The sequence below is a fragment of the Acidimicrobiales bacterium genome (assembly GCA_033344915.1).
GTDB lineage: Bacteria > Actinomycetota > Acidimicrobiia > Acidimicrobiales > Aldehydirespiratoraceae > JAJRXC01.
In genome coordinates this window covers 1033058-1058772 of the sequence record JAWPML010000001.1, presented here as the reverse complement: position 1 = coordinate 1058772, position 25715 = coordinate 1033058, and the positions used below count along the sequence as shown (strand labels likewise).

Below are 25715 nucleotides of genomic sequence, written 5' to 3'. Positions count from 1 at the left end.
GCACACCGATCAGCGCGAGGTCGACGACCCTGCGGCGACGCGCCACGCGTCGAGGAGCCGTGCGGCTGCGACCGCCGGCGCATAGTGCTCTGCCCGGGTCGCCGCGGCGTCCAGCGTCGCCTCGTCGGCGGCGAGCGCGACGTCGAGTGCGTCGGCCCACGCCCCCGGATCGGCCGTCTCCACGAGCGTGCCACAGCCGTCCAGCACCTCGGCCACGGCGCCGTTCGTCCGGGCGACGACCGGGGTGCGGGCGCGCATCGCTTCGATGACGGGGAGCCCGAAGCCTTCGTAGCACGAGGGAAAGGCCAGCACATCGGCCCGCCCGAGCAGCGCCCGCAGCTGGGCGGCGGAGACCCGTCCGAGCCGGATCACGGGCGCACCGCGCGATGCAGCCGTGACGGCGGCCTCGGCCCGACCTTCACCGCCGGTGAGGACGAGGCGCACATCGGGGCGCCGCTCGGCCAGGGCCCGCACCGCGGCGATGAGCGTCGCGTGCTCCTTGTGCGGGTGGGTGACCGCCGGGTAGAGCACGACAGGACCGACGCCGAGTCCCGCGGCGAGTCCGTCGTCGACGTCGGTTGCCGTGTCCCACGTGGACGACACGGCCCGCACCCGCGCCGGGTCCACGCCGTATTCGTCCACGACCGTGCGGGCGACCCACATCGACGGCGTCATCACCAGCGTCGCCCGGTCGACCGAGCGGGGCAGTGCCCAACGGAGGTACGCCCGCTTGGCGGCGGAGAAGTTCTCGGGCAGGTGGATCGGTTGCAGGTCGTGCACCGTGACGACGTGGGCGGCACGCGGGGCCCGGCGGGCGGGCACCCGACCGCCGAAGTGGTGCACCACGTCGGCATGGGCCGTCGCCCGGCGAACCGTCGTGGACTCCGCGAGGATCCGGACCGGGCGGATGTGCATCGGTCCACCCAACTCGGCGACCGCGACGTCCCGCAGGTCCGGGTGGGCGTCGAGCAAGGGCGACGAGGCGACAACCCCGAGGTTGATGTCGTCCGGCGCGACGTCGCGCACCGCTCGCAGCAGGCGCACCGTGTACTGCTCGCTGCCGCCGACGCGGCCGGGCACGAGCCACGACAGATTCGCCACGACGCGGATCATGTCGACGCCTCGTCGTAGACCGCCTCGGTCACCGCGGCCGTGGTGTCCCACGAGAACGCCGCGGCCCGCGCCCGCCCCTCCCCACCGAGGCGGCCGCGCAGTTCACTGTCCTCGGAGATCGCGCGGAGTGCGTCCCCCAGCGCCGCCCGGTCCTCGGGTTCGACGAGCAGCGCCGCGTCGCCGGCGACCTCCTCGGTGGCCGTCCCCCGGCTGGTGATCACCGCGGTCCCCTGCGCCATGGCCTCGAGCACCGGCATGCCGAACCCTTCCTGGAAGCTCGGGTACACGAACGCCGTGGCCATCTCCATGAGCGCGGGAAGGTCGGCGGGATCGACCACGCCCAGGTGGCGGGTGCCGGGCGGCGATTCGGCCAGCAGCGCACCGATGTCGACGTCCCACCCCTGCGGACCGGCCAGCACGAGCGGCAGCGCCAAGTCGGCGTCGCGGGCCGCCGCGACGAGCCCGTGCAGGTTCTTGCGGGGCTCCGCCGAGCCGACCCACAGCACGAAGTCCTCGGGCAGCCCGTGGCGGGCCGCGACTCGTTCCCGATCGATCGGGGTGACCGACGCAGGCGTCACCCCCCAGGGCACGACCCGCAGTCGATTGGTGTCGATGCCGTGGTCGCGGCACTCGGCGGCGGTCGATTCGGAGGGGACGATGATCAGGTCGGCCTCCGCTTTCGCGAGCGCGAAAGCCCGCATCATGAACGCCACGCCGTGGGCGGTGAAGTGCTCGGGACGTCGAAGAAAGGCCAGATCGTGGAGGGTGACGACGAGGGCGGCCCCACCGGCGGGCGGGACAACCCCGCCGGTCGCGTGGATGACGTCGACCGGCCCGGTCCGCCGCTGCACGGAGGGCCGTCGCCATCGCTGCCAGGCCTCGTAGAGGGCACGACGGGGAAGCCGGTGGTGCACCACGGGGACCGTCGGCACGGCCACCGCGTCCGGAGCACCGCGATGCCAGGCGGCGAGCCCGACCACGTCCCAGTCCGGACGGCGGGCGATCGCGTCGAGCGTTCGCACGGTCGAGATCGCGGTGCCCCCGGGCACGCGATGCCAACTCTGTTCGACGACGGCTGCGACACGGCGAGGCACGGACCGGAGTCTGGCACGGGCGGAAAGTCCTGCGGCAATACCCGCACTACGCTCCATCGCATGGCCGCCGACTTCCCGAACCAGCGCATCTTCCTGACCGGAGGCGGTGGCTTCCTCGGCCAAGCCGTCCAACGCTCGCTGCGCGCCCGGGGTGTGACCGACGTGGTGGCGCCGTCGAGCCGCGAGGTCGATCTCCTCGACCGCGCCGCGGCCGACGCTGCGATCGCCGAGGCCGCGCCGGATTGTGTCATCCATCTCGCCGCGCGAGTCGGGGGCATCGGCGCCAACATGGAGAACCCCGGTTCGCTCTACCTCCAGAACCTCATGCTCGGCACCAACGTCATCGAGGCGTCCCGCGCCGCCGATGTCGACAAGACGGTCGTGGTCGGCACGATCTGCAGCTACCCGAAACACACGCCGGTGCCGTTCCAGGAGACCTCACTCTGGATGGGCTATCCCGAGGAGACCAACGCGCCCTACGGCGTCGCCAAGCTCGCCCAGCTCACCCATCTGCAGGCGAACCGTGAGCAGTACGGCCAGCGGGGCATCTACCTCATGCCCACGAACCTCTACGGCCCGGGCGACAAGTTCCACCCGGACGTGAGCCATGTGATCCCGGCGCTGATCCGCAAGTGCGTCATGGCGCGCGAGGAAGGTGCCGAGGAGATCGAAGTGTGGGGTACGGGCGGGGCCAGCCGCGAGTTCCTCTACGTCGAGGACGCCGCCGAGGGGATCGTCACCGCGGCGGAGCGCTACGACGGGGCGGAACCGGTCAACCTCGGCGCCAACCGGGAGATGCTCATCAAGGAATTGGTCGAGATCATCGCCGAGCTCAGCGGCTTCGAGGGCCGCATCCGCTGGGACGAGACGCGCCCGGACGGCCAGCCCCGCCGCTGCGTCGATCCGACCCGGGCCCGGGACCTGTTCGGCTTCGAGGCCGCCACCGACTTCCGCGACGGGTTGGCCGCCACGATCGCCTGGTTCGAGGCCAACCGCGACGAGGCCGAAGCCCGTCGCAACTGAGCCGGTCGCGTTCGCGGGTCAGGACGCGGCGAGGATGCCCTCGATGTGGGCGGCCGTGCGCTCGATGCCCTCACGGAGCTGCACCACGGGCGTCCACCCGAGGAGCTCGCGGGCCCGCGTGATGTCGGGGCACCGCTGCGTGGGGTCGTCGACCGGGAGCGGCCGGTGCACGATGGCTGACGGCGAATCCACGATGTCGACCACGGTGGCGGCGAGCTCGGCGACGGTGAACTCGTGGGGATTGCCGATGTTGACCGGGTCGTGCTCGTCGCTGTCCAACAGGGCCAGCAGGCCACGGACCTCGTCGTCGACATAGCAGAAGCTGCGGGACTGGCTGCCGTCGCCGTAGACGGTGAGGTCGTCGCCCCGCAGGGCCTGGACGATGAAGTTCGAGACCACCCGGCCGTCGTTGGGACGCATCCGCGGACCGTAGGTGTTGAAGATGCGCACGATCCGCGTGTCGAGGCCGTGGTAGCGGTGGTACGCCATCGTCATCGCCTCGGCGAACCGCTTCGCCTCGTCGTACACGCCGCGGGGGCCGACCGGGTTCACGTTGCCCCAGTACGTCTCCTGTTGTGGATGTTGATGCGGGTCGCCGTAGACCTCCGACGTCGAGGCGAGGAAGAAGGTCGCCCCCTTCGCCTTGGCGAGCCCGAGCGTGTTGTGGGTGCCGAGCGAGCCGACCTTCAGGGTCTGGATCGGCATCTCGAGATAATCGATCGGCGAGGCCGGGCTCGCGAAGTGCAGGACCGCGTCCACATGCCCTTCCACGTCGATGTAGTTGGACACGTCGTGCTCGCGGAAGCCGAACCGCTCGTTGTCCCGAAGGTGGGCGACGTTGGCGAGGTCGCCGGTGACGAGGTTGTCGATGCAGACGACCTCGTCACCCCGGTCGAGCAGGCGATCACACAGATGGGAACCGAGGAAACCGGCGCCACCCGTGACGACCACTCGGGCCATCAGTTGCGCCCGACGCCCTGGTAGGTGAAGCCGCGCCGCCGGACCGCACCGCGGTCGAGCAGGTTGCGGGCATCGATCACGTGCTTCTCCGCCATCGAATCGGCGATCTTGTCGAGGTCGAGCCACTTGAAGTCGTCCCACTCGGTGGCGACGACGAGCGCGTTGGCGCCCTCACACGCGGCGTAGGCATCGTCGACGACGTCGAGACCGTCGATGTCCACGGACTTCACCGCGGGGTCGTAGCCCCGAACCGTGGCGCCGGCGGCGATCAGCCGGCGGGCAACCGCGAGGGCGGGTGATTCGCGGATGTCGTCGGTGCCGGCCTTGAACGCCAGACCGAGCATCGCGACCGTCGCGCCGTCGAGCTGCGTGACCGAACCCACCTTGCGGACGATCCGCTCGAACTGCTCCTCGTTGACGGTGACCACACCGCGCATGAGGGCGAAGTCGTAGCCGGCATCCTCGGCGATCGAGATGATCGCCCGCGAGTCCTTCGGGAAGCACGACCCGCCCCAGCCGGGCCCGGGTCGCAGGAACTCGTGACCGATCCGGTGGTCGTAGCCCATGCCGAGGAGCACGTCGTTGACGTCCGCGCCGACGGCCTCACACACCGCCGCGATGGCGTTGGTGAACGAGAGCTTCGTGGCGAGGAAGGCGTTGGCGGCGTACTTGCAGGTCTCCGCCGATGCGGGGTCGGTGACCATCACGGGCGCCCGTACGCCCAGGTAGAGCGAGGCGACGCGGCCGGCGGCGGCCTGGTCGTCGGCCCCGATGACGACGCGGTCGGGGTTGAGGAAGTCGTCCACCGCCGTGCCCTCACGGAGGAACTCGGGGTTGGAGACGACCGGGATGTCGGAGCGTTGCATCGCCTGCTCGACGAGACGGGTGGAGCCGACCGGCACGGTGGACTTGTTCACGACGACCGTGCCCACCTGGAGGTGGGGGCTGATCTCGGCGGCGGCCGACTGGAGATAGGACAGATCCGCCGACCCGTCGGCGGACTGGGGCGTCGGCACGCACAGGTACACGAAATCGGCGTCGCCGACGGCGTGCTCGGCGCCGAGGACGAAGGACAGCCGACCCGAGTCGATCCCGTCGCGCACGAGCTCGGGCAGCCCCGCCTCGTGGATGGGCACCTCGCCCTCGCGCAGCATCTCGACCTTCTCGGGCACGATGTCCGCACAGATCACCTCGTGTCCGAGATGGGCGAAACACGCCCCGGTCGTGAGACCCACGTAGCCGGTGCCGATCACCGCGATTTTGCTCGTCATTGACCACTCCTTCGAGTACGCACCTCGAATCGGCCGCGTCGGGCGCAGAATGAGTGTACGAGGCGGCCGCGAAGCCCGGCGCGTAGCGGGTTCAGCCGCAGGACTCGCCCTCGGGGGCCTGACCGATCACGCCGGCTCTCGTCGTGGTCGTCGGCGTCGTGGTGGTGGTGGTCGACGTCGTGCTCGTCGTGGTCGTGGTCGACGTCGTGGAGGTCGTCGACGCACTGGTCGTGGAGGTCGTGTCGGCGACGGCCGATGCCGCCTCGAGGTCCGGGATCGGGCCGTCGCCCAGCGCCGCGACGGTGGACTGCACCTTCACGGCCGGGTGGGGGAACAGAAACAGGATCTGCTCGTGCTGCGCGCCGATGACCACCGAGATCTCGGTCGCATCCGGGTCCTCGACCAACCGGGGTATCGGCAGCAGGTACTGGGCGATCGTCTCGGCGTGGGCCCGCAGGCCGGGCGGGTGCACGACGATGTTCCCGTCCTCGGACGGATCCAGTTCGAACAGATCGTCGATCGCGAAGTCCTGCGCCTCGAGCTCGACCTGCAGCTGGAGCGCCTGCTCGGGCGTCGCCGCGTAGAGATCGAAGATCACATCGAGGGGCCGGACGAGGTCCGATGCGCCGCGGAAGATCGCGAACACCTCGTCGTTGCGAGCGCCGGTGAGCACCTCGCCCTCGTACACGTCACCGTTGAAGATCGTCGCCACGTCGACGGTCAGGCGTTCGAGGTTCTCGGCGTTGAAGTCGCTGAACGCCTCACCCAGGTCGATCAGTTCGGCGACCGTCAACTCGCCGTCGAGAACGATGCTGTTCGCTCCCGCCTCGATCATCGCCGAGAGCGACGTCGGGTCGCGCGCCCCGCGATCGATCGCCCGGTCGAGGGCGAGCACGAGGAAGTCCTGCTGGCGCTCGATGCGCCCGAAGTCGGCGTTGCCGAGATAGGTCCACTCCCCGTCGATCAGCTCCTGATACCAGCGCGAGCGCACGTACTGGAGCGCCTGCACGCCGTCGAGCATGTGACAGCCGGCCGTGGGGATGTTCAACCCACTACCGGGGACGCCCTCCGGCTTCCAGTCCCGGGCGGGATTGTCGAACCACACCGGGATGCCGTCGAGTTGGTCGACCACCTCGCGGAACCCGAGGAAGTCGAGCGAGACGAAATGGTTGATCGGGATCTCGAAATTGTCCGAGACCGCCTCGACCAGCCCGGGCGGACCCTCCACGAGGTACACCGAGTTGATCTTGCGCTGACCGTTGTGTTCGACGAGCAGGTCACGGGGAAGCGAGACGACCCACGCCTGCCCGGTCTCGGGGTTGACCCGCAGGATCGTGATGCTGTCCGCGAAGAAGCGACCCTGCTCGTCGAACTCGCGGAACTGCAGGACCGGATCGTCCGGGTCGAGACCGAGGGCGCTGTCGGTGCCGATCAGCAGGAAGTTCACCGGCTCGCCCGGATCCGTGTCGGTGAGGAGGATCTCACCGGAGATCTCCACCCGCCCGATCTCGGACACGGATTGGTACACGTCGTCGATGAACCAGGCCGCGGCAAGGGCGCTACCGATCACACCCAGCGTGGCGAGGATGACGATGCGCTGAGGCCAGGTCCGTCGAAGGACCACCGTGCCGGTTCCGGACATCGGGCCGAATGTAGTGGAGCGGGACGGGAAGCGGACTTCGCTGTGCCGGGTCGGCGCTATGCCGGTCGGAGATGGATGACGTCGCCCGTGGCGACGGTGTGGGACGCGCCGTCGTCGCCGAGCACCACGAGATGTCCCTCCGCGGTGATGTCCGTCGCTGACCCGACCAGGTCCGCGCCGTCCGGGAGCTCCACCCGGACCCGGGAACCGAGGGTGGCCGAATTGCTCCGCATCTCGGCGGCGACGGCCATCGGGTCGGCCAGGCGCGCGGGCAGCTCCCGCAGGAGGTCGGCGAGCAGGGCGTCGCGGGTGACCGCGCCCCCGCAGGCGGCGATCGACGTCGCGCCGGGCGGACGCGCGGCGGGGCCGACGTTGATCCCGACGCCGACGATCACACAGGGGCGGTCACCGTCCACGAACTCCGCCAGGACCCCGGCGAGCTTGCCGGGAGCGGCGCCGTCCTCGACGACCAGGTCGTTGGGCCACTTCGCCCGCACCGCGTCAGGGCAGTGTCCGTCCGCCGCGGCGCGGGCGGCCGCTCCCACGGCCGCGACCACCGCGGCAGCAGCCGCCGGTGTCGTCGGCACCCGGAGGCTGACCAGCAGAGCCGAACCCGGTTCGTCGACCCAGGTGCGGTCGAGGCGACCCCGACCGGCGGTCTGATGATCGGCCACGAGCACCGCCCCACCCCCGTCGCCGGCCCGGGCCTCCGCCGCGAGGTCGGCGTTGGTCGAACCCGTCACCTCGACATGACCCAGCGGACCCGGCCCCAGCGCCGCCGCGACGGCCGCGCTCTCCGGGAGAAACCGGTCAGCACATGTCGCACGGGTCGGGTCCATTCGACTAACCATTAGCACGTGTTCACCAAGGTCCTGATCGCCAACCGCGGCGAAATCGCCGTCCGCGTCATTCGTGCTTGCCGCGAACTCGGCGTTGCGACGGTCGCCGTCTACTCCGACCTCGATCGAGACGCGCTCCACGTGCGCCTCGCCGACGAGGCCTACGCCCTCGGCGGGCAGACCGCGGCGGAGTCGTACCTCGACACCGAAGCGATTCTGGACGCCATCGAGAAGAGCGGGGCCGACGCCGTCCACCCGGGCTACGGGTTCTTCTCCGAGAACGCCGACTTCGCCCGCGCGATCACCGATCGCGGCGTGGCGTTCATCGGCCCGCGCCCCGAAGCCATCGAAGTCATGGGCGACAAGATCTCGGCCCGCGAGGCGGCGGAGAAGGTCGGCGTGCAGGGCGTGCCCGGCACCACGGACCTGCTGACGGACGCATCCCAGATCGTCGCGTTCGGCGACGAACACGGCTGGCCCATCGCCATCAAGGCCGCCTACGGCGGTGGCGGACGGGGCATGAAGGTCGTGAAGAACGCCGACGAGGCGGCCGACCAGCTCGCGTCGGCCCAGCGCGAGGCGCTCTCCTACTTCGGCCGCGACGAGTGCTACATGGAGCGCTATCTCACCAAGCCGCGCCACGTGGAGGTGCAGATCCTCGCCGACAGCCACGGCAACTGCGTCTACCTCGGCACCCGCGACTGCTCGGCCCAGCGCCGGCACCAGAAGCTCATCGAAGAGGCGCCGGCGGCCGGCATCCCCGACGACATCATCGAACAGATGGGCGCGGCCGCGGTCGCCGTCGCCCAGGGCTGCGACTACGTCAACGCCGGCACCGTCGAGTTCCTCTACGAGGACGGCGGCTTCCACTATCTCGAGATGAACACCCGGCTCCAGGTCGAGCACCCGGCCTCCGAACTCATCACCGGCGTCGACCTCGTCGAGCAGCAGCTCCGGATCGCATCCGGCGAAGCCCTGCCGTTCACCCAGGACGACATCGAGATCCGGGGCCACGCGATCGAGGTGCGGATCAACGCCGAGGATCCCGCCGGCGGCGCGTTCCTGCCCTCGCCCGGCCCCATCACCTCGCTCCGGACGCCGGACGGCTTCGGCACCCGGTTCGACACCGGCTACGAATCCGGCGACGAGATCAGCCAGTACTACGACAATCTCGTCGGCAAGCTCATCGTGTGGGGCAAGGACCGCCCGACCGCGATCGCCCGGGCGCTGCGCGCGCTCGGCGAACTCGAGGTCGAAGGCGTGGCGACCACGATTCCGGCCGACATCGCGATCCTCGAGCATCCCGACTTCGCGGCCAATGAACACAGCACGAAGTGGGTCGAGGAGACACTCGACCTCACCGGCGTGGGCGCGGCGCCCACCGGGTCCGCGGACGAGGACGACACGCCGAAGGTCAAGCGCGACCTCGACGTGGAGGTCAACGGCAAGCGCTTCTCCGTCTCCATGTGGGTCCCCGAGTCCGCGCCGGCCGCGGGCGGCGGTGGCCCCGCCCGTCCGAGGCGCTCGGGTGGTGGCTCCGGTGGCGGTGGTGCCGGTTCGGGCGACGTCGCCGTCCCGATGCAGGGAACCATCGTCAAGGTCGTCGTGGCCGTGGGCGACGAGGTCGAGGTCGGCGATCCGATCGTCGTGCTCGAGGCGATGAAGATGGAGAACAACGTCAACGCCGAGAAGGCCGGCACCGTCTCCGAGATCCGCGTGAGCGAGGGCGACTCGGTCGGCGGCGGCGACGTCGTCGCCGTGATCGAGTAGGAATCGTCGCCACGGCCGCACCGGGTGCGCCACACTTGCGTCGTGCCTGACAACTCGTTTCGCGACCGCCTCGATGCCGCCCGCTCGGCGACCCGGGAGGTCACCGACAAGGCCGCGGCGCGGCTCGACCGCGACGCGAAGCTGCCCGTCCGCGCCCGACTCGACCTGCTGTTCGATCCCGGCACCTTCGTCGAGGACGGCGCGTTGGCGAACGCCCAGGCCACCGGCCTACCGGCTGACGGGGTCGTCACCGGCCAGGGCCTCGTCGACGGTCGCCCCGCGCTCGTCATGGCGAACGACCCGACCGTCAAGGCCGGCTCGTGGGGCGCCCGCACCGTCGAGAAGATGGTGCGCATCACGGAGAAAGCCCTGTCCACGGACCTGCCGCTGTTCTGGCTCGTGGATTCTGCGGGCGCCCGGCTGACCGACCAGGTCCAGATGTTCCCCGGCCGCCGCGGGGCCGGCCGCATCTTCCACAATCAGGTGGCGCTGTCGGGCCGGGTCCCCCAGATCTGCTGCCTCTTCGGCCCGTCGGCCGCCGGCGGGGCCTACATCCCGTCGTTCTGCGACATCGTCTTCATGGTCGAGGGCAATGCGTCGATGTACCTCGGCTCCCCCCGCATGGCCGAGGAGGTCATCAACGAGCACGTGACCCTCGAGGAGATGGGCGGGGCCCGCATGCACGCGACGGTCTCGGGGTGCGGCGACAACCTGTGCGCCGACGACGAGGATGCGATCGAGCAGGCCCGCGAGTACTTCTCGTACCTGCCGACCGCGTGGACCGAGCCGCCGCCACCGGCCGCCGCGGCGGAGCCGGCCCACCCGTTCACCGCAGACCTCCTTCCCCGCGACGAGAAGACCGGGTACGACGTCCGCACCGTCATCCGCGGTCTCGTGGACGCGGACACGTTCTTCGAAGTGAAGCCGCTCTTCGCCCCCGAGCTCGTGGTGGGATTCGGTCGGCTGGGCGGCAACACCGTCGGCCTCGTCGCCAACAACCCCGCGGCGAACGGCGGCGTGCTCTTCGTCGACTCGGCGGACAAGGCCGCCCGCTTCATCTGGCAGTGTGACGCGTTCAACGTGCCGCTCATCTATCTCGCCGACGTACCGGGCTTCATGATCGGCTCCGATGTCGAGCGCCAGGGCATCATCCGCCACGGCGCCAAGATGATCACCGCGGTTGCAGAGGCCACCGTGCCGACCGTGAGCGTCATCCTCCGCAAGGCCTACGGCGCGGGCCTCTACGCCATGTGCGGACCCGCGTTCGGCCCGGACGCCTGCCTGGCGCTCCCCTCGGCCGAGATCGCCGTGATGGGCGCCGAGGCCGCCGTGAACGCCGTCTACGCCAACCAGATCGCCGCCATCGAGGACGAAGCCGAGCGCGAGGCGTTCATCCAGGCGCAGCGCGACGAGTTCAACGAGGACGTCGACCTGCTCCGTCTCGCCTCGGACCTGGTCATCGACGACATCGTCGAACCCGAGGACCTCCGCCGTGAGCTCCTCACCCGCCTCGCCCTCGCCGCCAGCAAGGACCGCCACTTCTCCCACCGCCGCCACGGCGTCCCCCCCGTCTGACCGCGCTTCACCTGGGGTCTGACCCCTGCTTCACCAGTACTTTCTGGCTACTCGGCGGCTTCGCTGAGGGCTTCGGCGAGGGTCGGGTGCACGAGCAGGCTCTCGTGGATGTCGCTCACGGTCAGACCGTTGGTGACGGCGATGGCGAGGACGGAGATCAGCTCGGCGGCGTGACGACCCACGATCGACCCGCCGAGCACGACGCCCGTCGCCGGATCGGACACGATCTTCACGAACCCGCGTGAGTCGTCGTTGATCAGTGCCTTCGCCGCGGCGGCGAACGGCACCTTGGTGACCCGGACCTTGCGTCCTTCCGAGAACGCGTCGGCCTCGGCCAGGCCCACGTCGGCGATCTCCGGTTCGGTGAAGATCGCCGAGGCCGCCTTGTCGTAGTCCATGAGCCGGTGCTGCCCGGGCCGCAGGCCGCCCATTGCGTGCTCTGCGATCTTGCGGCCCTGCATGGTGGCGACCGAGGAGAGCGGGAGCCGACCGGAGAGGTCGCCCGCGGCGTAGATGTGGGGCACGTTGGACCGCAGGTTCACATCGACCGGCACGTAGCCACTGTCGGTCTCCACACCCGCGTTCTCGAGTCCGAGACCGTCACTGTTCGGAATCGACCCGATCGCGAGCAGGACATGGGAACCGCGGGCGATTCGCCCGTCGTTGCACTCGACGGTGACCTCGTCGCCCTCGCGACTGACCGCCGTGGCCCGGGCGCCCTTGAACAGCTTCACCCCGCGGCGCAGGAAGTCCTCCTCCAGCGCGGCCGCGACCTCGGCGTCCTTGCCGGGCAGCACCTGCTGGCGGCTGACGACGAGGGTGACCTCGCTGCCCATCGACTCGAAGAGGTGCACGAACTCCACCCCGGTGACACCCGACCCGATCACGATCGCGTGGGACGGCACCTCGTTCGGCGGGTACGCGTCACGCGTGGTCATGATCCGGTCGCCGTCGATCTCCGCCCACTCCGGAATCCGCGGGCGACTTCCGGTGGCGAGAACGATCACGTCCGCCTGATGGTCGATCGAGCCCTGGGAGGACTCCGACCGGACCGTGTTGGCGTCGATGATCGTGGCGTCGCCGTGGATGAGGTCGACCCGCTGGCTCGCGAGCAGGGTGCGGGTCTGCGCCTCGAGACGGCCCTCGATGGTGCGCAGCCGCTCGCCGAGGCTCTCGAGATCCACGTCCGAGCTGACCTCGGCGAGTCCCATGCGCATGGCGCGGCGCAGGAACTGTCGGGCGTTGCCGGTGGCGATCATCGCCTTGGACGGGATGCAGTCGTGGAGATGGGCCGCCCCACCGATCACGTCGCGCTCGATGAGGACGACGTTGGCGCCCAACCGGGCAGCCGTGGTGGCGCAGGAGTTGCCCGCCGGGCCGCCTCCGATGATGACGATTCGCTTCGGCACAGTGCGCGCAGTGTAGTGACCCGCACCCGCCAGCCGGTGCGGCCATGCAGGTCCATTCCCACCACGCGGCTAGATTCGCCCCTCGTGGCCACCGCCGCTCCACCCACAGACGGGCACACGGACGAGACCCCACCATGGCGGTGGCAGGGTCCTCTTCTCGGACTCGGCGTCGTCGCCCTCGTGGGCGGCATCGTGCTGCGCCTCTTCGCCCCGTCGCCGATGTGGCTCGACGAGGCGCTCTCGGTGGAGATCGCCTCGCGCGACTTCTCGGCGATGGTCGACGCCCTGCGCCAGGACGGCCACCCGGCGTTGTACTACCTGCTGCTCGGCTGGTGGACCGACCTGCTCGGCGACAGCGACTGGGCCGCGCGCTCGCTGTCGGCGGTGGCGAGCCTCGGCACCGCGGTGACCCTGTGGCGCATCGGGCGCCGCCGGTCCGTCGACATCGGTGTCGCCGCCGGCCTCGTCGGGCTCAGCGCGCCGTACCTTCTCCGGTACGGCACCGAAGCCCGCATGTATGCCCTGGTCACACTGTTCGTGGCGCTCGCGTGGCTGACGGTCGAGCGGGCGCTGGACGAGCCCCGTGTCGGCCGGCTCGTCGCCGTGGCGCTGGCCACCGCGGCGCTCGTCCACACCCACTACTGGACCTTCTGGCTGATCGGTGCGGCGCTGCTGCTCCTCGGCCTGCGATGGCTCCGCGAGCCGCCGGACCGGCCGACCACCACCCGGATCATCCTGGCCATCGGTGCCGGCGGCGCGACGTTCGTCGTCTGGCTCGGGGTGTTCCTGGATCAGCTCGGGTCGACCGGCACGCCGTGGGCCGACCGAGCCCGCCCCGCCGAGATCGCCGTCGAGACGATGCAGGCGATCGGCGGCAACAACCGCTTCGAGGGCGAACTCCTCGGCGTGGTGCTGGCGATCCTCGCGATCCTCGGCGCGATAGGGGTCCGCCGCGCCGATGTCGTGGAGCTGCGGTTCCGGCGCGGCCCGCTGACCGCCGCCGCGCTCATGACCGTCGTCACCCTGGGAATCGGCGGCGGTGTCGCGCTCCTCACGGCCGGCGCGTTCGAAGGCCGCTATGCCGCAGTGGCCGTGCCGTTCATCCTGCTCCTCGCCGCCCGCGGTCTGATCGTGCTCCCCTCGCCGGTCGGACCGGTGCTGTTGGCCGGCGTCGTGCTGTTCGGTCTCGCGATCGGGGTCGACGAGGGTCGTCGGGACCGCACCCAGGCGGGCGACGTCGCAGCTGCGATCGTGGCCGGCAACGAAGGGCGCATCGGTGACCTGGTCGTGTTCTGCCCGGACCAACTGGGTCCGGCGACGCACCGCTCCCTCGAAGCGACCATCGAGTCGATCGCCTACCCCCGCGGCGACGGTCGCCTGGTCGACTGGCGTGACTACGCCGACGTGATCGAAGCCACGGACCCCGCCACCTTCGTGGCCGACAACCTGGCCGGGCGCCAGACCATCTGGCTCGTCGCCGGCTTCGGATACAAGAGCCTCGGCACCCGTTGCGAGGCACTCATCGATGCGCTCGAACAGACGCACCGCCCGAACCATCTCATCGCCCCGTCCGAGGCGTTCGAACGCATGCTCCTCACCCGCTACGAGCTGATCGGATGAGGGCCTGGCGTCGGGATCTCCTCGCCTCGCTGGCGGCATGGACCGAGGCCCGGATCTATGTCGCGGTCGCGTATCTCACCACCTGGGCGATCATCGACCGGCTCGAGCCGCCACCGGCGTTCTCGCCCATCGACGACGGACTCATCCCGTGGGACGGCACCTGGTACCGCGACCTCGCCGCCAACGGCTACGACGATCCGGGCCTCGGCGGCGGCATCCGCTTCTTTCCCCTGTGGCCGCTCCTCGGCCGCTTCTTCGGCTGGATCGGCGACCGGCCGGACATCGCCCTCGTCGTGCTGGCCAACCTCCTGGCGCTCGTCGCCGGCACGCTCCTGTACCGACTCACGGTGCAGGAGACCAACGACCACACGCTGGCGCGTCGCACCGTGCGTCTCTTCTCCCTCTTCCCGCCCGCGTTCGTCCTGATCCTCGGCTACAGCGAGGCGCTCTATCTCAGCCTCGCGATCGGCATGGTCCTCAGCGCCCGGGCCCGGAAGTGGACGACGACCGCCGCCCTCGGGTTCCTCGCCGGTCTGACCCGCCCCGTCGCCGGCCTCCTCGCCTTCCCGACCCTCGTCAACGGCTGGCGGCACCGGCGCTCGCCGACGACATGGCTCGCCGTCGCATCCGCCCCGCTCGGCACGCTCACGTTCCTCATCTGGTCGGAGCGGAACCACGACGGCTGGCGGGCACCGATCGACGCCCAACGTGACCTGCGGGGCGAGATCACCGAGCCGATCAGCCGCCTCGTGCGCGGACTCGGCGACGGTCTCCGCGGCGACGAGGGCGAGTTGTTCCACACCGCCGCCGCGATCGTCATCATCGGCCTCGCGGTGGTCGTCGTCCGTCGGCTTCGAACCGACCTCGCCGTCTACACCGCACTGTCCACGCTGCTGCTGGTCAGCGCCGACAACCTCAACTCGATGGAGCGCTACGCGTTGAGCGTGTTCCCCCTCATCATCGCGGCCGGGATGGTGAGTCGACACCCGCTCCTGGACCGCTGGCTCCCTGCCGCCTCCGCCGTCGGCCTCACGGCGATCACGACGCTCGCCCTCAACGGCGTCTACGTGCCATGACCGGCCTGCGGGTCGGCATCGACGTCACCGCCCTGCTCGGCCCGCCGACCGGCGTGCACCGCGTGACCCGATCCCTGATCGCGGCGCTGGCCGACGACGAACGGGTCGACGTGTCGGGCTGGCTCCTGTCCGCTCGCGGGGCCCGCCCACCGATCGACGTGACCGTGCGTCGGTCCCGCGTGCCGGCCGCGCTCGCCCAGCGTGTCTGGGCCCGTTCGGCCCTGCTCGGCCGGATCGTGACGGGGCCGGTGGACGTCGCCCACGGCCCCAACTTCCTCGCGCCACCGACCGCCCGCAGTGTGATCTCGCTGCAGGACACGACGCCGCTCCTGCATCCCGAATGGTGCCGACCCGAGGTCGCGGCCAAGGCCCCGGCCATCCGCCACGCGATCGCAGCCGGCGCACTGGTGCACGTGTCCTCCGCGCTGGTCGGCGCCGAAGCGGTCGAGCAGCTGGGTGCCGCACCGGCGCAGGTGCACCTCGTGCACCACGCCGTCGAACCGGTGGCGGAGGCCGACCCCGCCGTCGCCCACGGGCTCGTGGGTGCGGATCGCTATCTGCTCGTCCTCGGCACGGTCGAACATCGCAAGAACGTGGTCGCCGCGGTACGAGCCATGGCTGATGTCGACGAGGACGTCCATCTCGTGATCTCGGGGCCGGCCGGCAACGCCGAGCCCGAGCTCGACGCCGCGCTGGACGGTCTCGACCGTCGGCGCATCCACCGCCTGCCGGCCGTCGACGACCGGACCCGCAACAGCCTCCTGCGCAACGCCACGGCCCTGCTCTGGCCGTCGCGCTACGAGGGCTTCGCCCTGCCCCCGCTGGAGGCGTTGAGCGTCGGTACACCGATCGTGGCGACGGCCGTCGGCGCGCTCCCCGAGCTCGTCGGCGATCAGGTCGCCCTGGTGCCGCCGGGCGACGACGACGCGTTCACCGGAGCCGTCACCCAGCTCGTGACCGACGACGCGACCGTGCCCGCGGCAGTCACCGCCCGGATCGCCGAACTCACCTGGACGCGTGCGGCTGACGCGATGGTCGCCGTCTACGAGGCAGCCGCCGGGCGCTAGGCCTCGGGCTCGCCCGCGGCGCGGTGCAGGAAGGCCGCGGCCTGTCCCCGGGTGACCGGCGCGTCCGGCGCGAAGGTGGTCGGCGAGGTGCCGTTCGTGATGCCGTTGTCCTTGGCCCAGCCCACCGCGGCGCTGTAGTAGCGCCCGTTCGGCACGTCCCCGAATTCCGGCGGCGCGCTGGCGCTCGGTTCGCCGGCTCGGCGCCACAGGAGGGTGACGAGCTGGCCGCGGGTGACGTTCTGGTTCGGTGCGAACGTCGACGGCGAGGTGCCGGTGGTGATGCCGGTCGCCTTCGCCCACGACACCGCATCGGCGTAGTAGGCGTTCCCCGGGACGTCGGCGAAGCCGTGGTGGGCGTAGCCGGTCGGCTCGCCCGCCTCACGCCACAGGAACGTGACCATCTGGGCCCGGGTGAGGTTCTGGTTCGGCCCGTAGAGGAGGTCGGTCACGCCGTTCGTGATCCCGGCCGAGACCATCCAGGTGACGGCATCGGCGTAGTAGGCGGAGTCGACCACATCGCAGAACGTGCCGCTGTTGGAGTAGCCGCAGAGGGTCGACTCGATGGAGCCCTGCCGGAGCGCGTCGCGCCGGAACATCGGCCACGCGTCGTCGGCGTTGGATCCCGGGAGCTCGTAGGCCGCGAGGCGGGTCCGCACCCCCGGCGTGTCGAACGCGGTGAACACGATGTGGCGCTTGCCGTCGATCTCACCCACGGCCGGGGCCGACTCCATCGACCAGGAGAACCCCATCCGCTGCTGCCAGATGAGACCGTCCTCGAGGTTGGCGCCGTTGGCGCCGTTCAGCAGCGCGAGTCCGTCGTCGCCACCGACGGCGATGTCCTGATCGCCGTCGCCGTCGAGATCGGCGATGATCGGCGGCGCGTTCATCCGGCCGGTGCCGAGGTGGGCGAAGTCGGGCTTCACCTTCCAGGCGAGGGAGCCGTCGCCGTTCCACACGTACACGTGGTGATCCGCCGAGCCGACCACGACCTCGAGCAGCCCGTCGTTGTCGACGTCCCCGAGCGCCGGCGAGGCGATGATCGTGTCCCCGGCCGACACCGGGAAGCCCGGCACGGTCGAGCCGTCTTGGAGGTGGAACGCGAACACCTTCGAGTGGTCGTCGCCGTCGCCGGGCCCACACTGGTGATGCCCGTTCCCGCATTCGGTGTGCCAGTTGTCGCCCGTGCCGATCACGGCTTCGGGACGACCGTCGCCGTTGATGTCGCCGATCGCCGGCGACGAATGGAAGACCTCGTTCGCCTCGGCGTTCCAGAGGTTCACGACGCCGCCGGGCGTCCAGTCGAGGGCCCGGAACACGCCGCCGAGATGGTCGTAGTAGCCACCGGGCGTGGTGTCGCCGCCGATGAAGATCTCCATGTCGTCGTCACCGTCGATGTCGAACAGGGCGGCGGAGCTCCACACGGAGTCGTCGTTGTTGAACGGGAAGCCGGGGAGCGGTGCGCCGGTCCGGTCGACGGCCCAGATGTAGAAGTCGAAGCTGGCGAACACGATGTCGAGATGGCCGTCGCCGTCCACGTCACCGATCGCGGGGGTCGAGAACACGCCTTCGCACCAGCCGTCGAGGTTGCCCGTGTTGGCCCAGACGTCGCCGGTGTCGCGGCCGAGGCTCGTCCCCCACTCCTTGTCCCCGGTCGCGCCGTTGAAGACGATCACGCCGCCGTTCTCGTTCTCCGACCAGGTCGAACCCACCCCGACGATCACTTCGGGGATGCCGTCCTCGTCGATGTCCGCCACGGCCGGGCTGGAGTCGATCGCCGACGAGCCGGACTGGGCGGCGCACCCGTTGCCGGTGTTCACCGTGGGCACGGCGTCGGTGGCCCACTTCAGCGTGCCGTCGCCCTCGTAGGCGCGCAGGACACCGTCCTGGTGGCCCACGACGATCTCGTTCTGCGGGTCACCGTCGATGTCGGCGATCACGACGGAGGAGGACCGGTTCCAGCCGTCGATGAGCAACGCCCAGTTCTTCTCGTACGGGTCGGCGGCGGCGGTGGCCGTGGCGGCGGTGGCGAGCAGCACGGAAGCCACGAGCGCGAGCGCGGTCGAGGCGGCGAACGACTTGAGGAGCATGGGGTATCGATCGGATTTCTGTGAGCCGCGCCTGACCACAATAGGCCGGACGACTCAGGGACAAGTGCCCGGCCGGGCCGTCACCAGCGAACGATCAGCCAGTCCTCGCCGAACGGCGTCGCCTCGTAGCCGAGCGCGGTGGCCGCCGAGACGATCTTCTCCTGCGCGATCGCGTCGAGGGCCGGGACCCCCTGCTCGACGCCTCCGTGGAGCACGACATAGCGAAGGCCGAGGTCGTCGGCGAGCGCTTCCGCGTCCGTCGACGGCCACTGGTTCAGACGGTCGGCGATCGTCGGGAAGCCCCGCGGCGCGCTGCCGGAGTAGCCGTTGACCCGCGGATTCCAGTCCGTGGTGGCGTGGTACATCCGGGGCGCCTCCACGTACGGCCATGTCTCGCCGTCGTCCGGCTGACGGATCGGCAGCTCGACCACCGGTCCGCCGGGCGCCTCGGCGAGCGCCTCGTAGACGAGCAGGCGGTCCCCCTCGGGGACGTCGACCCTGGTCATCGGCCCGGCGACCTCGATCAGCACGACCGCGACGATCGTCGCCGCCAACCACGGGCGACGGTTGACCGGCACTCGGTCGGCGATCGCCTGGTAGGCGAGCCCGACGAGGACCGCGAGCGCGATGAAGGCCACCACCGTGAAGCGGGCGGTCACCCGGACACCGTCGAAGCCCGGCACGAATCGATGCAGCAGCCGGAACGGGCCCGGCGCCCCGTTCGGCGAGGGTCCGATCGCGAAGACGATCGCGACCACACCGGCGACGACCAGGGCGAACAGCTCGTCGGTCCGCACGCTCGAGCGGACCACCGAGGCCCCCCGGCGGAGCAGCCGCCACCCCACGACGATGCCGACCAGGCCGAGGATCATCGCGACGAACCCCGGGAAGTAGTGGTGTTCACCGGCCTTGCCCGCCGAACTCACCCCGTCGAGCGCCGAGCCCCAGAACCAGTTGTCGACCTGCGGCGTGAGGAAATCCGTCGGCAGCAGGGAGTTGCCCGGCTCGTACCCGCGGGCCAGCCCGTTGCGTTCGTCCACCGCGAGGAAGACGCGCACGACCGGACCCAGCAGGACGAGCGCCACCCCGAGCGCCGCCCCCGCGGGGCGCAGGAGGCTGCGCACCGACGGGAGGGCGCCCCGCAGCCGCAGAACCGCCACGACGACGAGCGCGCACAGGACCCAGAACAGCCCGTAGTAGACGTTGGCCAGGGTCATCGCGGTGACGGCGAGGCCGAGCCAGACACCGTCTCGCGCCCGACGATGCTCGATCGCGCGGAGCAGGAGCAGGAAGCACAGCGACACGAACCCGAACGTCTGGAGCTGCGGATGGTTCTGCTGGCCGAACACGTAGCTGTTGCAGCACGCGACGACGGCGACGACGAGCGCCACGTCCCCCCGCCCGAAGAGGCGCATCGCGAGGGCGTGGGCGGACGCCAGCGCCCCGACGAAGAGGACGAACATCAACACGTTGAGCGCGACGATCGAGTCGCCCGTGAGCCACTCGACCAGCCCGAACACCGGCGCCAGCGACAGCATCGGGTCCGAGAGCGCCAGGGTCTGCGGTTCGGGGTGGAAGATGTTGGCGTCGAACACACCGAACGGATCCGTGCGCAACGCCCGGGCCCCCCACGACAACGTCCAGGTCAGGAACATCGAGTCGCCGAGATCTCCGGCCACCGTCTGGCTCACCCGGTGCGGTGTCGGCTGGAGCAGAACGAGCCCGAGCAGGACCCACAGCGGAAGCCGTCGCACGCCTAGGCTCGCGCCGTGACGTTCCCCGAATCGACGCTCGATGTCAGCATCGTGCTGCCCGTTCACAACGAGGCCGGCCATCTCGCGGACGAGATCGATCGCATCACCAGCTCCATGGAGGCCTCACCCTACTCATGGGAGTTGGTCCTAGTGGACGACGGCTCGACCGACGGCTCGGCCGAGATCGGCGTCGGCCGAGCCCATGTGCGCGTCCTGCGATCCACCCGCAATCAGGGCGCGGGCACCGCCCGCCGACTCGGTACCGAAGCCGCTCGCGGACGGATCGTGGTGTGGTCCGACGCCGACATGTCCTACCCCAACGACCGCATTCCCGAGCTCGTCGAGCAGCTCGGCAACGGCGACCACATCGTCGGGGCACGCACGAGCGAGGAAGGCACGTTGAAGATGCTCCGCGTGCCCGCGAAGTGGATCATCCGCCGGCTCGCCTCCTACCTGACGAAGACCAGGATCCCCGACCTCAACAGCGGCTTCCGGGCCTTCCGTCGCGACGTCGCCCTCCAGTACACCCACCAGCTCCCACCCGGCTTCTCCTGCGTCACCACGATCACCATGGCGTTCCTGATGAACGGCTACTCCGTGGAGTACACGCCGATCGAGTACGCCACGCGGGCCGGACAGTCCAAGTTCCACTGGCTCGCCGACACGCGGCGCTACGCCCTCCAGGTGATCCGCATGATCCTCAGCTACGACCCGCTGCGCATCGTGCTGCCGATCGCGACGGTGCTCGGACTCGTGTTCGTGGGCAAGCTCGGCTTCGACCTCTTGGACAAGGACTTCCGCCCGGCGGCCAACACGCTGCTGCTCGGCTTCGCCCTGCTGCAGATCCTCGTGGTGGGGCTGCTGGCCGATCTCGTCGTACGGGTCACCAAGCCGCCCCGCCGCGTGCCACCCGGCGATCTGGTCGAAGAACTCAGCTGACGGCGGCGAGGAGTCCGTCGAGCCGGGTCCGCACGGCGGCCCACGAGTAGCGCCGCTCGACATAGTCCCGGCCGGCCGACGCCATGGCCGCGCGGGCCTCGGGATCGCCGGCGAGACGCCGGAGCGCGAGGTCGAAGTCGGCCCGGCCGGTGTAGTACAGCCCGCCGCCGGACTGCACGACGTGTTCGGCCATCGGCGCGCACCACCCGTTCACGAGCACCGGGGTGCCCGCGAGCCACGCCTCGAGGATCACGAGTGAGAACGACTCGTAGAAGCTCGGGTTGATCAGGACGTCAGCCGCGGCGACCAGGCCGTTCTTGTGCTCCTCCGGGATGCGCCCGAGGCAGACCACGCCGGGACCGGACGGCGGCTTCTCGCCCACCGTGCCGGCGAGCACGAGTCGACCGTGACCACCATCGGCTCGATAGCGACCGAACCGCTCGACCAGATCGTGGACCCCTTTGGCCCGGTCGATCCGACCCAGGCAGAGGAAGAACGGTTCGTCGCCGAGTCCGAGCGCCGCTCGCGCCGCGCCCGCATCAGGCGACCCGTCGATCTCCACCGGCAGGCCGAGCATCGTCTGGGGTGCGGTGACCGTGGACGGGAAACGACGGTGGACGAGGTCCTGTTCGGCCCGCGTGTGGAAGGCGAATCCGTCGACGGCAGCGAACACCTCGTCGAAGACCGGCAGCCGCAACGGCGCCTCGTCGTGCGCGGCCGGATAGAGGACCGTGGGCACCCGGGCGGCGCGGTGCCCCACGACCGTCGGGTGGTACAGGTAGGGGTAGAACACGATCACGCCGTCGTCGACCGCGCCGATCGCATCGATCAGCCCCGCACTCGTCGGACCCTGGGCCCGGATCCACCGCTCGCACTCCTCGAGGGTCGCGTCGGCGGCCCGAGGCAGCAGGTCGTCGCTGTGGCTGTCGAAGTCCGGCGTGCGCGGCTGGTCCACCGCGAACCGCTGCACGGTGACGCCGTCCTCGATCGTGGCGCCGGGCGGATAGTGGTCCTCCCAGGTGTGCATCGACAGGGCGCAGGTCGTGAGCACCTGCACCCGGCGCCCGTCCGCCGCGAGCCGCATCGCCAACTGCCGGGCCCCGGCCTCGGCCCCGGCGAACACCTCGGCGCCATAGCGCGGGGTGACGAAGGTGATCCCGGTCATCGGGCGCCGGCCTCGTCGAGGAGGGGTTGCAACACCGCACGCATCCGCTCCGTCGACACCGGCGGACCCAACGCCGCCGCCCGCACCCGACCCCGCTCAACCAACCCCTCACGCACCACCCCATCGGACAACACCCGCACCACCGCCTCCGCCACAACCCCCACCGACTTCTCCCCCAACACCACACCCGCACCACCAACCGTCTCCGGCACCGCCGCCGCCCCGAACGCCACCACCGGCACCCCGAACCCCATCGCCTCCACCACCGGAACACAAAACCCCTCATGCTCCGACACCGACACGAACACATCCGCCACCGAATACCAACCCACCAACTCCGCCTCCGACACCGAACCCGCCACCACCAACCGATCCCCAACCCCCAACCGATCCGCCAACCCCACCACCGACTCCACAAACCCCGACGACGACACCCCACCCACCAACACCAAACGCGCATCAACCCCCAACGCCACAACCCCCGCCAACACCCCAACCAGATCCTGCTGACACTTGTTCGGCGCCAACCGCCCCACAAACAACATCGTCGCTGCATGCGTTGCTGTTGCTGCATGCGCAGACCCCGGCACGTCACCGACCTCCGAACCAGACCCCGACCCGTCACCGACCTCCGAAACAGACCACAACGGCTCAAACAGCACTGGAGCCACCGCGACCGACCCGTAGCCGATCTCGCGCAGTTCCCGGGCGTTGAAGTCGCTCACGGCGATCGCGTGGTACGCGACCGGACGGAGTTCCCAGAGCTGCTCACGGCCCCACTGCAATCCGCGGACATGCTCGGGTTCCCACGCTTCGACGAAATCCACCGGCGTGACGTTGTGGTAGTTGACCACGACCGGGACCTCCCGCTTCGCGATCTCGCTCGCGGCCACGCTGCCGATCGAGTGCTGCAGGATCGTCAGGTCGGCATCGGCCTTCCACCGGTCGAGGCGCACCACGTCCTCGCCGGCGACCATCGACCGCTCGGCGACGAACCGCACCCGATGGCCATCCCGCACCAGCAGGTCGCGGACCAGCCGCGCATGGGTCGACGTCGCGTCGCGCTCGTGCAGCTCCGACAGTACGAGATCGACCCGACTCACGACGTGGCCTCGTCGAGGAGGGGTTGCAACACCGCACGCATCCGCTCCGTCGAAACCGGCGGACCCAACGCCGCCGCCCGCACCCGACCCCGCTCGACCAACCCCTCACGCACCACCCCATCGGACAACACCCGCACCACCGCCTCCGCCACAACCCCCACCGACTTCTCCCCCAACACCACACCCGCACCACCAACCGTCTCCGGCACCGCCGCCGCCCCGAACGCCACCACCGGCACCCCGAACCCCATCGCCTCCACCACCGGAACACAAAACCCCTCATGCTCCGACACCGACACGAACACATCCGCCACCGAATACCAACCCACCAACTCCGCCTCCGACACCGAACCCGCCACCACCAACCGATCCCCAACCCCCAACCGATCCGCCAACCCCACCACCGACTCCACAAACCCCGACGACGACACCCCACCCACCAACACCAAACGCGCATCAACCCCCAACGCCACAACCCCCGCCAACACCCCAACCAGATCCTGCTGACACTTGTTCGGCGCCAACCGCCCCACAAACAGCATCGTTGCTGCATGCGTTGCTGTTGCTGCATGCGCAGACCCCGGCACGTCACCGACCTCCGAACCAGACCCCGACCCGTCACCGACCTCCGAACCAGACCCCGACACGGTGTGCGGATCGGCGCCGCCGCGCCCCGAAACAACGGTGTGCGGATCGGCGCCGCCGCGCCCCGAAACAACGGTGTGCGGATCGGCGCCGCCGCGCGCCGAAACAACGGTGTGCGGATCGGCGCCGCCGTGCGCCGAAAGAGCAGAGAACAGCACCGGGGCCACCGCCACTGAATCCAGGCCCAGGTCACGGAGCTCGTTCGCGTTGTACTCGCTCACCGCGATCGCGGCGCGGGCGCGGCGGCAGAGGCGCACGAGCTGGCGTCGGCCGTCGTCCAGCTCGGCGGCCACGTGGGGCTCCCACGGGTCGAAGAACGACGCCGGCGTCATGTTGTGGTAGTTCAGCACCAGCGGTTCACGGCGGCCCAGCACGTACTCGGCGACCGGCGAGCCGATCGATGTCTGGTACACGATGAGGTCCGGTGCCGGGTCGTCCTCGTGGCGGCGGAAATCACGTCCGCGATCCTTCACCTCCGGGTGGACGTGGGCGGCGTAGATCATCGTGTCGGCGCCCATGTCGCGCAGCAGGTCGTCCACCGCGAGTGTGTGCTGGCCCAGCGCATCACGGTCGGCGAGGACGGCGGTGAACTGATGGACGACCGGTCGACGGCTCACGGCAACCGGGCGATGACCAACCGCTCGATTCCCGGGTCATCGACCGCCACGGACTCGACACCGACCGCGAGCGGCGCCAGCAGGGTGGCCCAGGTGTCGGGGGCCAGTCCGCGTCCGGCCAGGAGCTCCCGTTCGGCCGTGGTCCACCCGGATCGGTCCTCGACGGCGACCGCCGCCACGCCTCCCGGCGCGCACACCCGGACCATCGCCTGCACGAGAGCCAACGCGGCGGCCGGCGCGCACCGCTGGAGCGACCCGCCGGCCAGCACGGCGCCGAGGGTGTCGGTCTCGAGCGAGTGCAGATGATCGAGGGGGTCGCCGACCCGCAGGTCGAGGCCGGCGTCGATGCCGCTGAGGGCCGCCTGGGCATCGGCCTCGACACCGTAGGCGACACGATGACCGACGAACGGCGCCAGGCTGTCACCGGCCCCGGCCGCCGCGACCAGGACGCGGCCGTCGCCGCCCGCTGCCTCGAGCAGCGCCGCCCCGCACCCGGCACCGGCAACGGGCGCATCACCCACGAGCGCGTCCACCGAGCGCGACAGACCGGCCGAGTCCTCGAGCCGCGCCAGGCGCTCGTCCATGCGCCGCAGCAGGCGCGCCTGGACGTTGTGGAACGCGTTGAGCTGATCGGTCACGTAACGCAGGTACCAGTAGGTCCCCTTGCGGATCGCTCCCTTCACCTGACGGATGCCGGGTTTGGATCCGACCGGCGCGTCGACGTCCACCATCGCGAGGCGCTCGACGCGGTCGAGGAGCAGTTCCTCCCCGCCGCCGGCGCCCGGCGGGGCGATGTCGGCCCACTGGCGTTCGATCTCGCGCTCCAGCCGGGCGAGCTCCGGGCTCTCCCGTCGCCGCTCCTCGGCTGCAGCCGCGATCTCGGCTTGGATCCGGGCCGCGAACTGGTCGTCGGCGATCGGGGGTTCGGATGGCTGGGGCACGACGG

General features: G+C 70.4%; 20 protein-coding genes. 7 read left to right on the top strand and 13 right to left on the bottom strand.

Annotated elements, in window-relative coordinates; all coding sequences use genetic code 11:
* Positions 1-9 precede the first annotated feature (9 nt).
* The gene (locus tag R8F63_05055) at positions 10-1113 is read right to left on the bottom strand and encodes a glycosyltransferase family 1 protein (GenBank protein MDW3217963.1); all 1104 of its coding nucleotides are present in this window, start codon (positions 1111-1113) and stop codon (positions 10-12) included.
* A complete protein-coding gene (locus R8F63_05050; GenBank protein MDW3217962.1) occupies positions 1110-2207 on the bottom strand; it encodes a glycosyltransferase family 1 protein in 1098 nt (365 codons plus the stop codon). Before R8F63_05050 ends, R8F63_05055 begins: the two co-directional genes overlap by 4 nt.
* Positions 2208-2267: 60 nt before the next feature.
* Between R8F63_05050 and R8F63_05045 the strand changes: the two genes are divergently transcribed.
* A complete protein-coding gene (locus R8F63_05045; GenBank protein ID MDW3217961.1) occupies positions 2268-3230 on the top strand; it encodes a GDP-L-fucose synthase in 963 nt (320 codons plus the stop codon).
* An 18-nt stretch (positions 3231-3248) separates the two neighbouring features.
* Here the strand turns inward: R8F63_05045 and R8F63_05040 are convergent, their stop codons facing one another.
* The 4 genes from R8F63_05040 to R8F63_05025 all read right to left on the bottom strand — a co-directional run bounded on the left by R8F63_05040 (position 3249) and on the right by R8F63_05025 (position 7942).
* Entirely contained in the window at positions 3249-4190 is a 942-nt protein-coding gene (locus tag R8F63_05040; GenBank protein MDW3217960.1) for a UDP-glucuronic acid decarboxylase family protein, read from the bottom strand.
* The gene (locus tag R8F63_05035) at positions 4190-5461 is read right to left on the bottom strand and encodes a UDP-glucose/GDP-mannose dehydrogenase family protein (protein MDW3217959.1); all 1272 of its coding nucleotides are present in this window, start codon (positions 5459-5461) and stop codon (positions 4190-4192) included. Before R8F63_05035 ends, R8F63_05040 begins: the two co-directional genes overlap by 1 nt.
* A gap of 91 nt (positions 5462-5552) precedes the next feature.
* Complete coding sequence (locus R8F63_05030) at positions 5553-7103, bottom strand: LCP family protein (protein ID MDW3217958.1); 1551 nt, start codon at positions 7101-7103, stop codon at positions 5553-5555.
* A 56-nt stretch (positions 7104-7159) separates the two neighbouring features.
* Positions 7160-7942 (bottom strand): biotin--[acetyl-CoA-carboxylase] ligase, encoded by a 783-nt coding sequence (locus tag R8F63_05025; GenBank protein ID MDW3217957.1) that lies wholly within the window; start codon positions 7940-7942, stop codon positions 7160-7162.
* An 18-nt stretch (positions 7943-7960) separates the two neighbouring features.
* Here R8F63_05025 and R8F63_05020 point away from each other — a divergent pair, with 18 nt between their 5' ends.
* Both R8F63_05020 and R8F63_05015 read left to right on the top strand, forming a co-directional pair.
* Positions 7961-9712 carry an acetyl-CoA carboxylase biotin carboxylase subunit gene (locus tag R8F63_05020; GenBank protein ID MDW3217956.1) on the top strand — a complete coding sequence of 584 codons (1752 nt, stop codon included), beginning with the start codon at positions 7961-7963 and terminating at the stop codon, positions 9710-9712.
* A 42-nt stretch (positions 9713-9754) separates the two neighbouring features.
* Positions 9755-11287 carry an acyl-CoA carboxylase subunit beta gene (locus R8F63_05015; GenBank protein MDW3217955.1) on the top strand — a complete coding sequence of 511 codons (1533 nt, stop codon included), beginning with the start codon at positions 9755-9757 and terminating at the stop codon, positions 11285-11287.
* Between the two features lie 47 nt (positions 11288-11334).
* Here R8F63_05015 and R8F63_05010 read toward each other — a convergent pair whose 3' ends face one another.
* Positions 11335-12696 carry an FAD-dependent oxidoreductase gene (locus R8F63_05010; GenBank protein ID MDW3217954.1) on the bottom strand — a complete coding sequence of 454 codons (1362 nt, stop codon included), beginning with the start codon at positions 12694-12696 and terminating at the stop codon, positions 11335-11337.
* 84 nt (positions 12697-12780) lie between these two features.
* Between R8F63_05010 and R8F63_05005 the strand changes: the two genes are divergently transcribed.
* The 3 genes from R8F63_05005 to R8F63_04995 are packed head-to-tail and all read left to right on the top strand — an operon-like array spanning position 12781 to position 16459.
* Positions 12781-14316, top strand: a complete 1536-nt coding sequence (locus tag R8F63_05005; protein MDW3217953.1) for a glycosyltransferase family 39 protein — start codon at positions 12781-12783, stop codon at positions 14314-14316.
* Positions 14313-15392 (top strand): mannosyltransferase family protein, encoded by a 1080-nt coding sequence (locus R8F63_05000; protein MDW3217952.1) that lies wholly within the window; start codon positions 14313-14315, stop codon positions 15390-15392. Before R8F63_05005 ends, R8F63_05000 begins: the two co-directional genes overlap by 4 nt.
* Positions 15389-16459 carry a glycosyltransferase family 1 protein gene (locus R8F63_04995; protein ID MDW3217951.1) on the top strand — a complete coding sequence of 357 codons (1071 nt, stop codon included), beginning with the start codon at positions 15389-15391 and terminating at the stop codon, positions 16457-16459. The genes R8F63_05000 and R8F63_04995 overlap by 4 nt, the downstream gene beginning before the upstream one ends.
* On the opposite strand, the gene R8F63_04990 is transcribed toward R8F63_04995, so the two are convergent.
* Positions 16456-18546: an S-layer homology domain-containing protein gene (locus R8F63_04990; protein MDW3217950.1), complete on the bottom strand. Its 2091-nt coding sequence runs from the start codon at positions 18544-18546 to the stop codon at positions 16456-16458. The two genes, R8F63_04995 and R8F63_04990, sit on opposite strands and share 4 nt — an antisense overlap.
* Positions 18547-18626: 80 nt before the next feature.
* On the bottom strand, positions 18627-20300 hold the full coding sequence (locus R8F63_04985; protein ID MDW3217949.1) for a hypothetical protein: 1674 nt from the start codon (positions 20298-20300) through the stop codon (positions 18627-18629).
* Positions 20301-20315: 15 nt separating this feature from the next.
* Between R8F63_04985 and R8F63_04980 the strand changes: the two genes are divergently transcribed.
* Complete coding sequence (locus tag R8F63_04980; GenBank protein MDW3217948.1) at positions 20316-21239, top strand: glycosyltransferase family 2 protein; 924 nt, start codon at positions 20316-20318, stop codon at positions 21237-21239.
* Here the strand turns inward: R8F63_04980 and R8F63_04975 are convergent.
* From R8F63_04975 to R8F63_04960, 4 genes are read right to left on the bottom strand one after another with little or no spacing between them, the layout of a single operon-like run.
* Entirely contained in the window at positions 21232-22404 is a 1173-nt protein-coding gene (locus R8F63_04975) for a glycosyltransferase family 4 protein (protein ID MDW3217947.1), read from the bottom strand. The two genes, R8F63_04980 and R8F63_04975, sit on opposite strands and share 8 nt — an antisense overlap.
* Positions 22401-23507: a glycosyltransferase gene (locus tag R8F63_04970; protein ID MDW3217946.1), complete on the bottom strand. Its 1107-nt coding sequence runs from the start codon at positions 23505-23507 to the stop codon at positions 22401-22403. Before R8F63_04970 ends, R8F63_04975 begins: the two co-directional genes overlap by 4 nt.
* Positions 23504-24769, bottom strand: a complete 1266-nt coding sequence (locus R8F63_04965) for a glycosyltransferase (GenBank protein ID MDW3217945.1) — start codon at positions 24767-24769, stop codon at positions 23504-23506. Before R8F63_04965 ends, R8F63_04970 begins: the two co-directional genes overlap by 4 nt.
* The gene (locus tag R8F63_04960) at positions 24766-25710 is read right to left on the bottom strand and encodes a class I SAM-dependent methyltransferase (GenBank protein MDW3217944.1); all 945 of its coding nucleotides are present in this window, start codon (positions 25708-25710) and stop codon (positions 24766-24768) included. The genes R8F63_04965 and R8F63_04960 overlap by 4 nt, the downstream gene beginning before the upstream one ends.
* Positions 25711-25715: the final 5 nt, after the last annotated feature.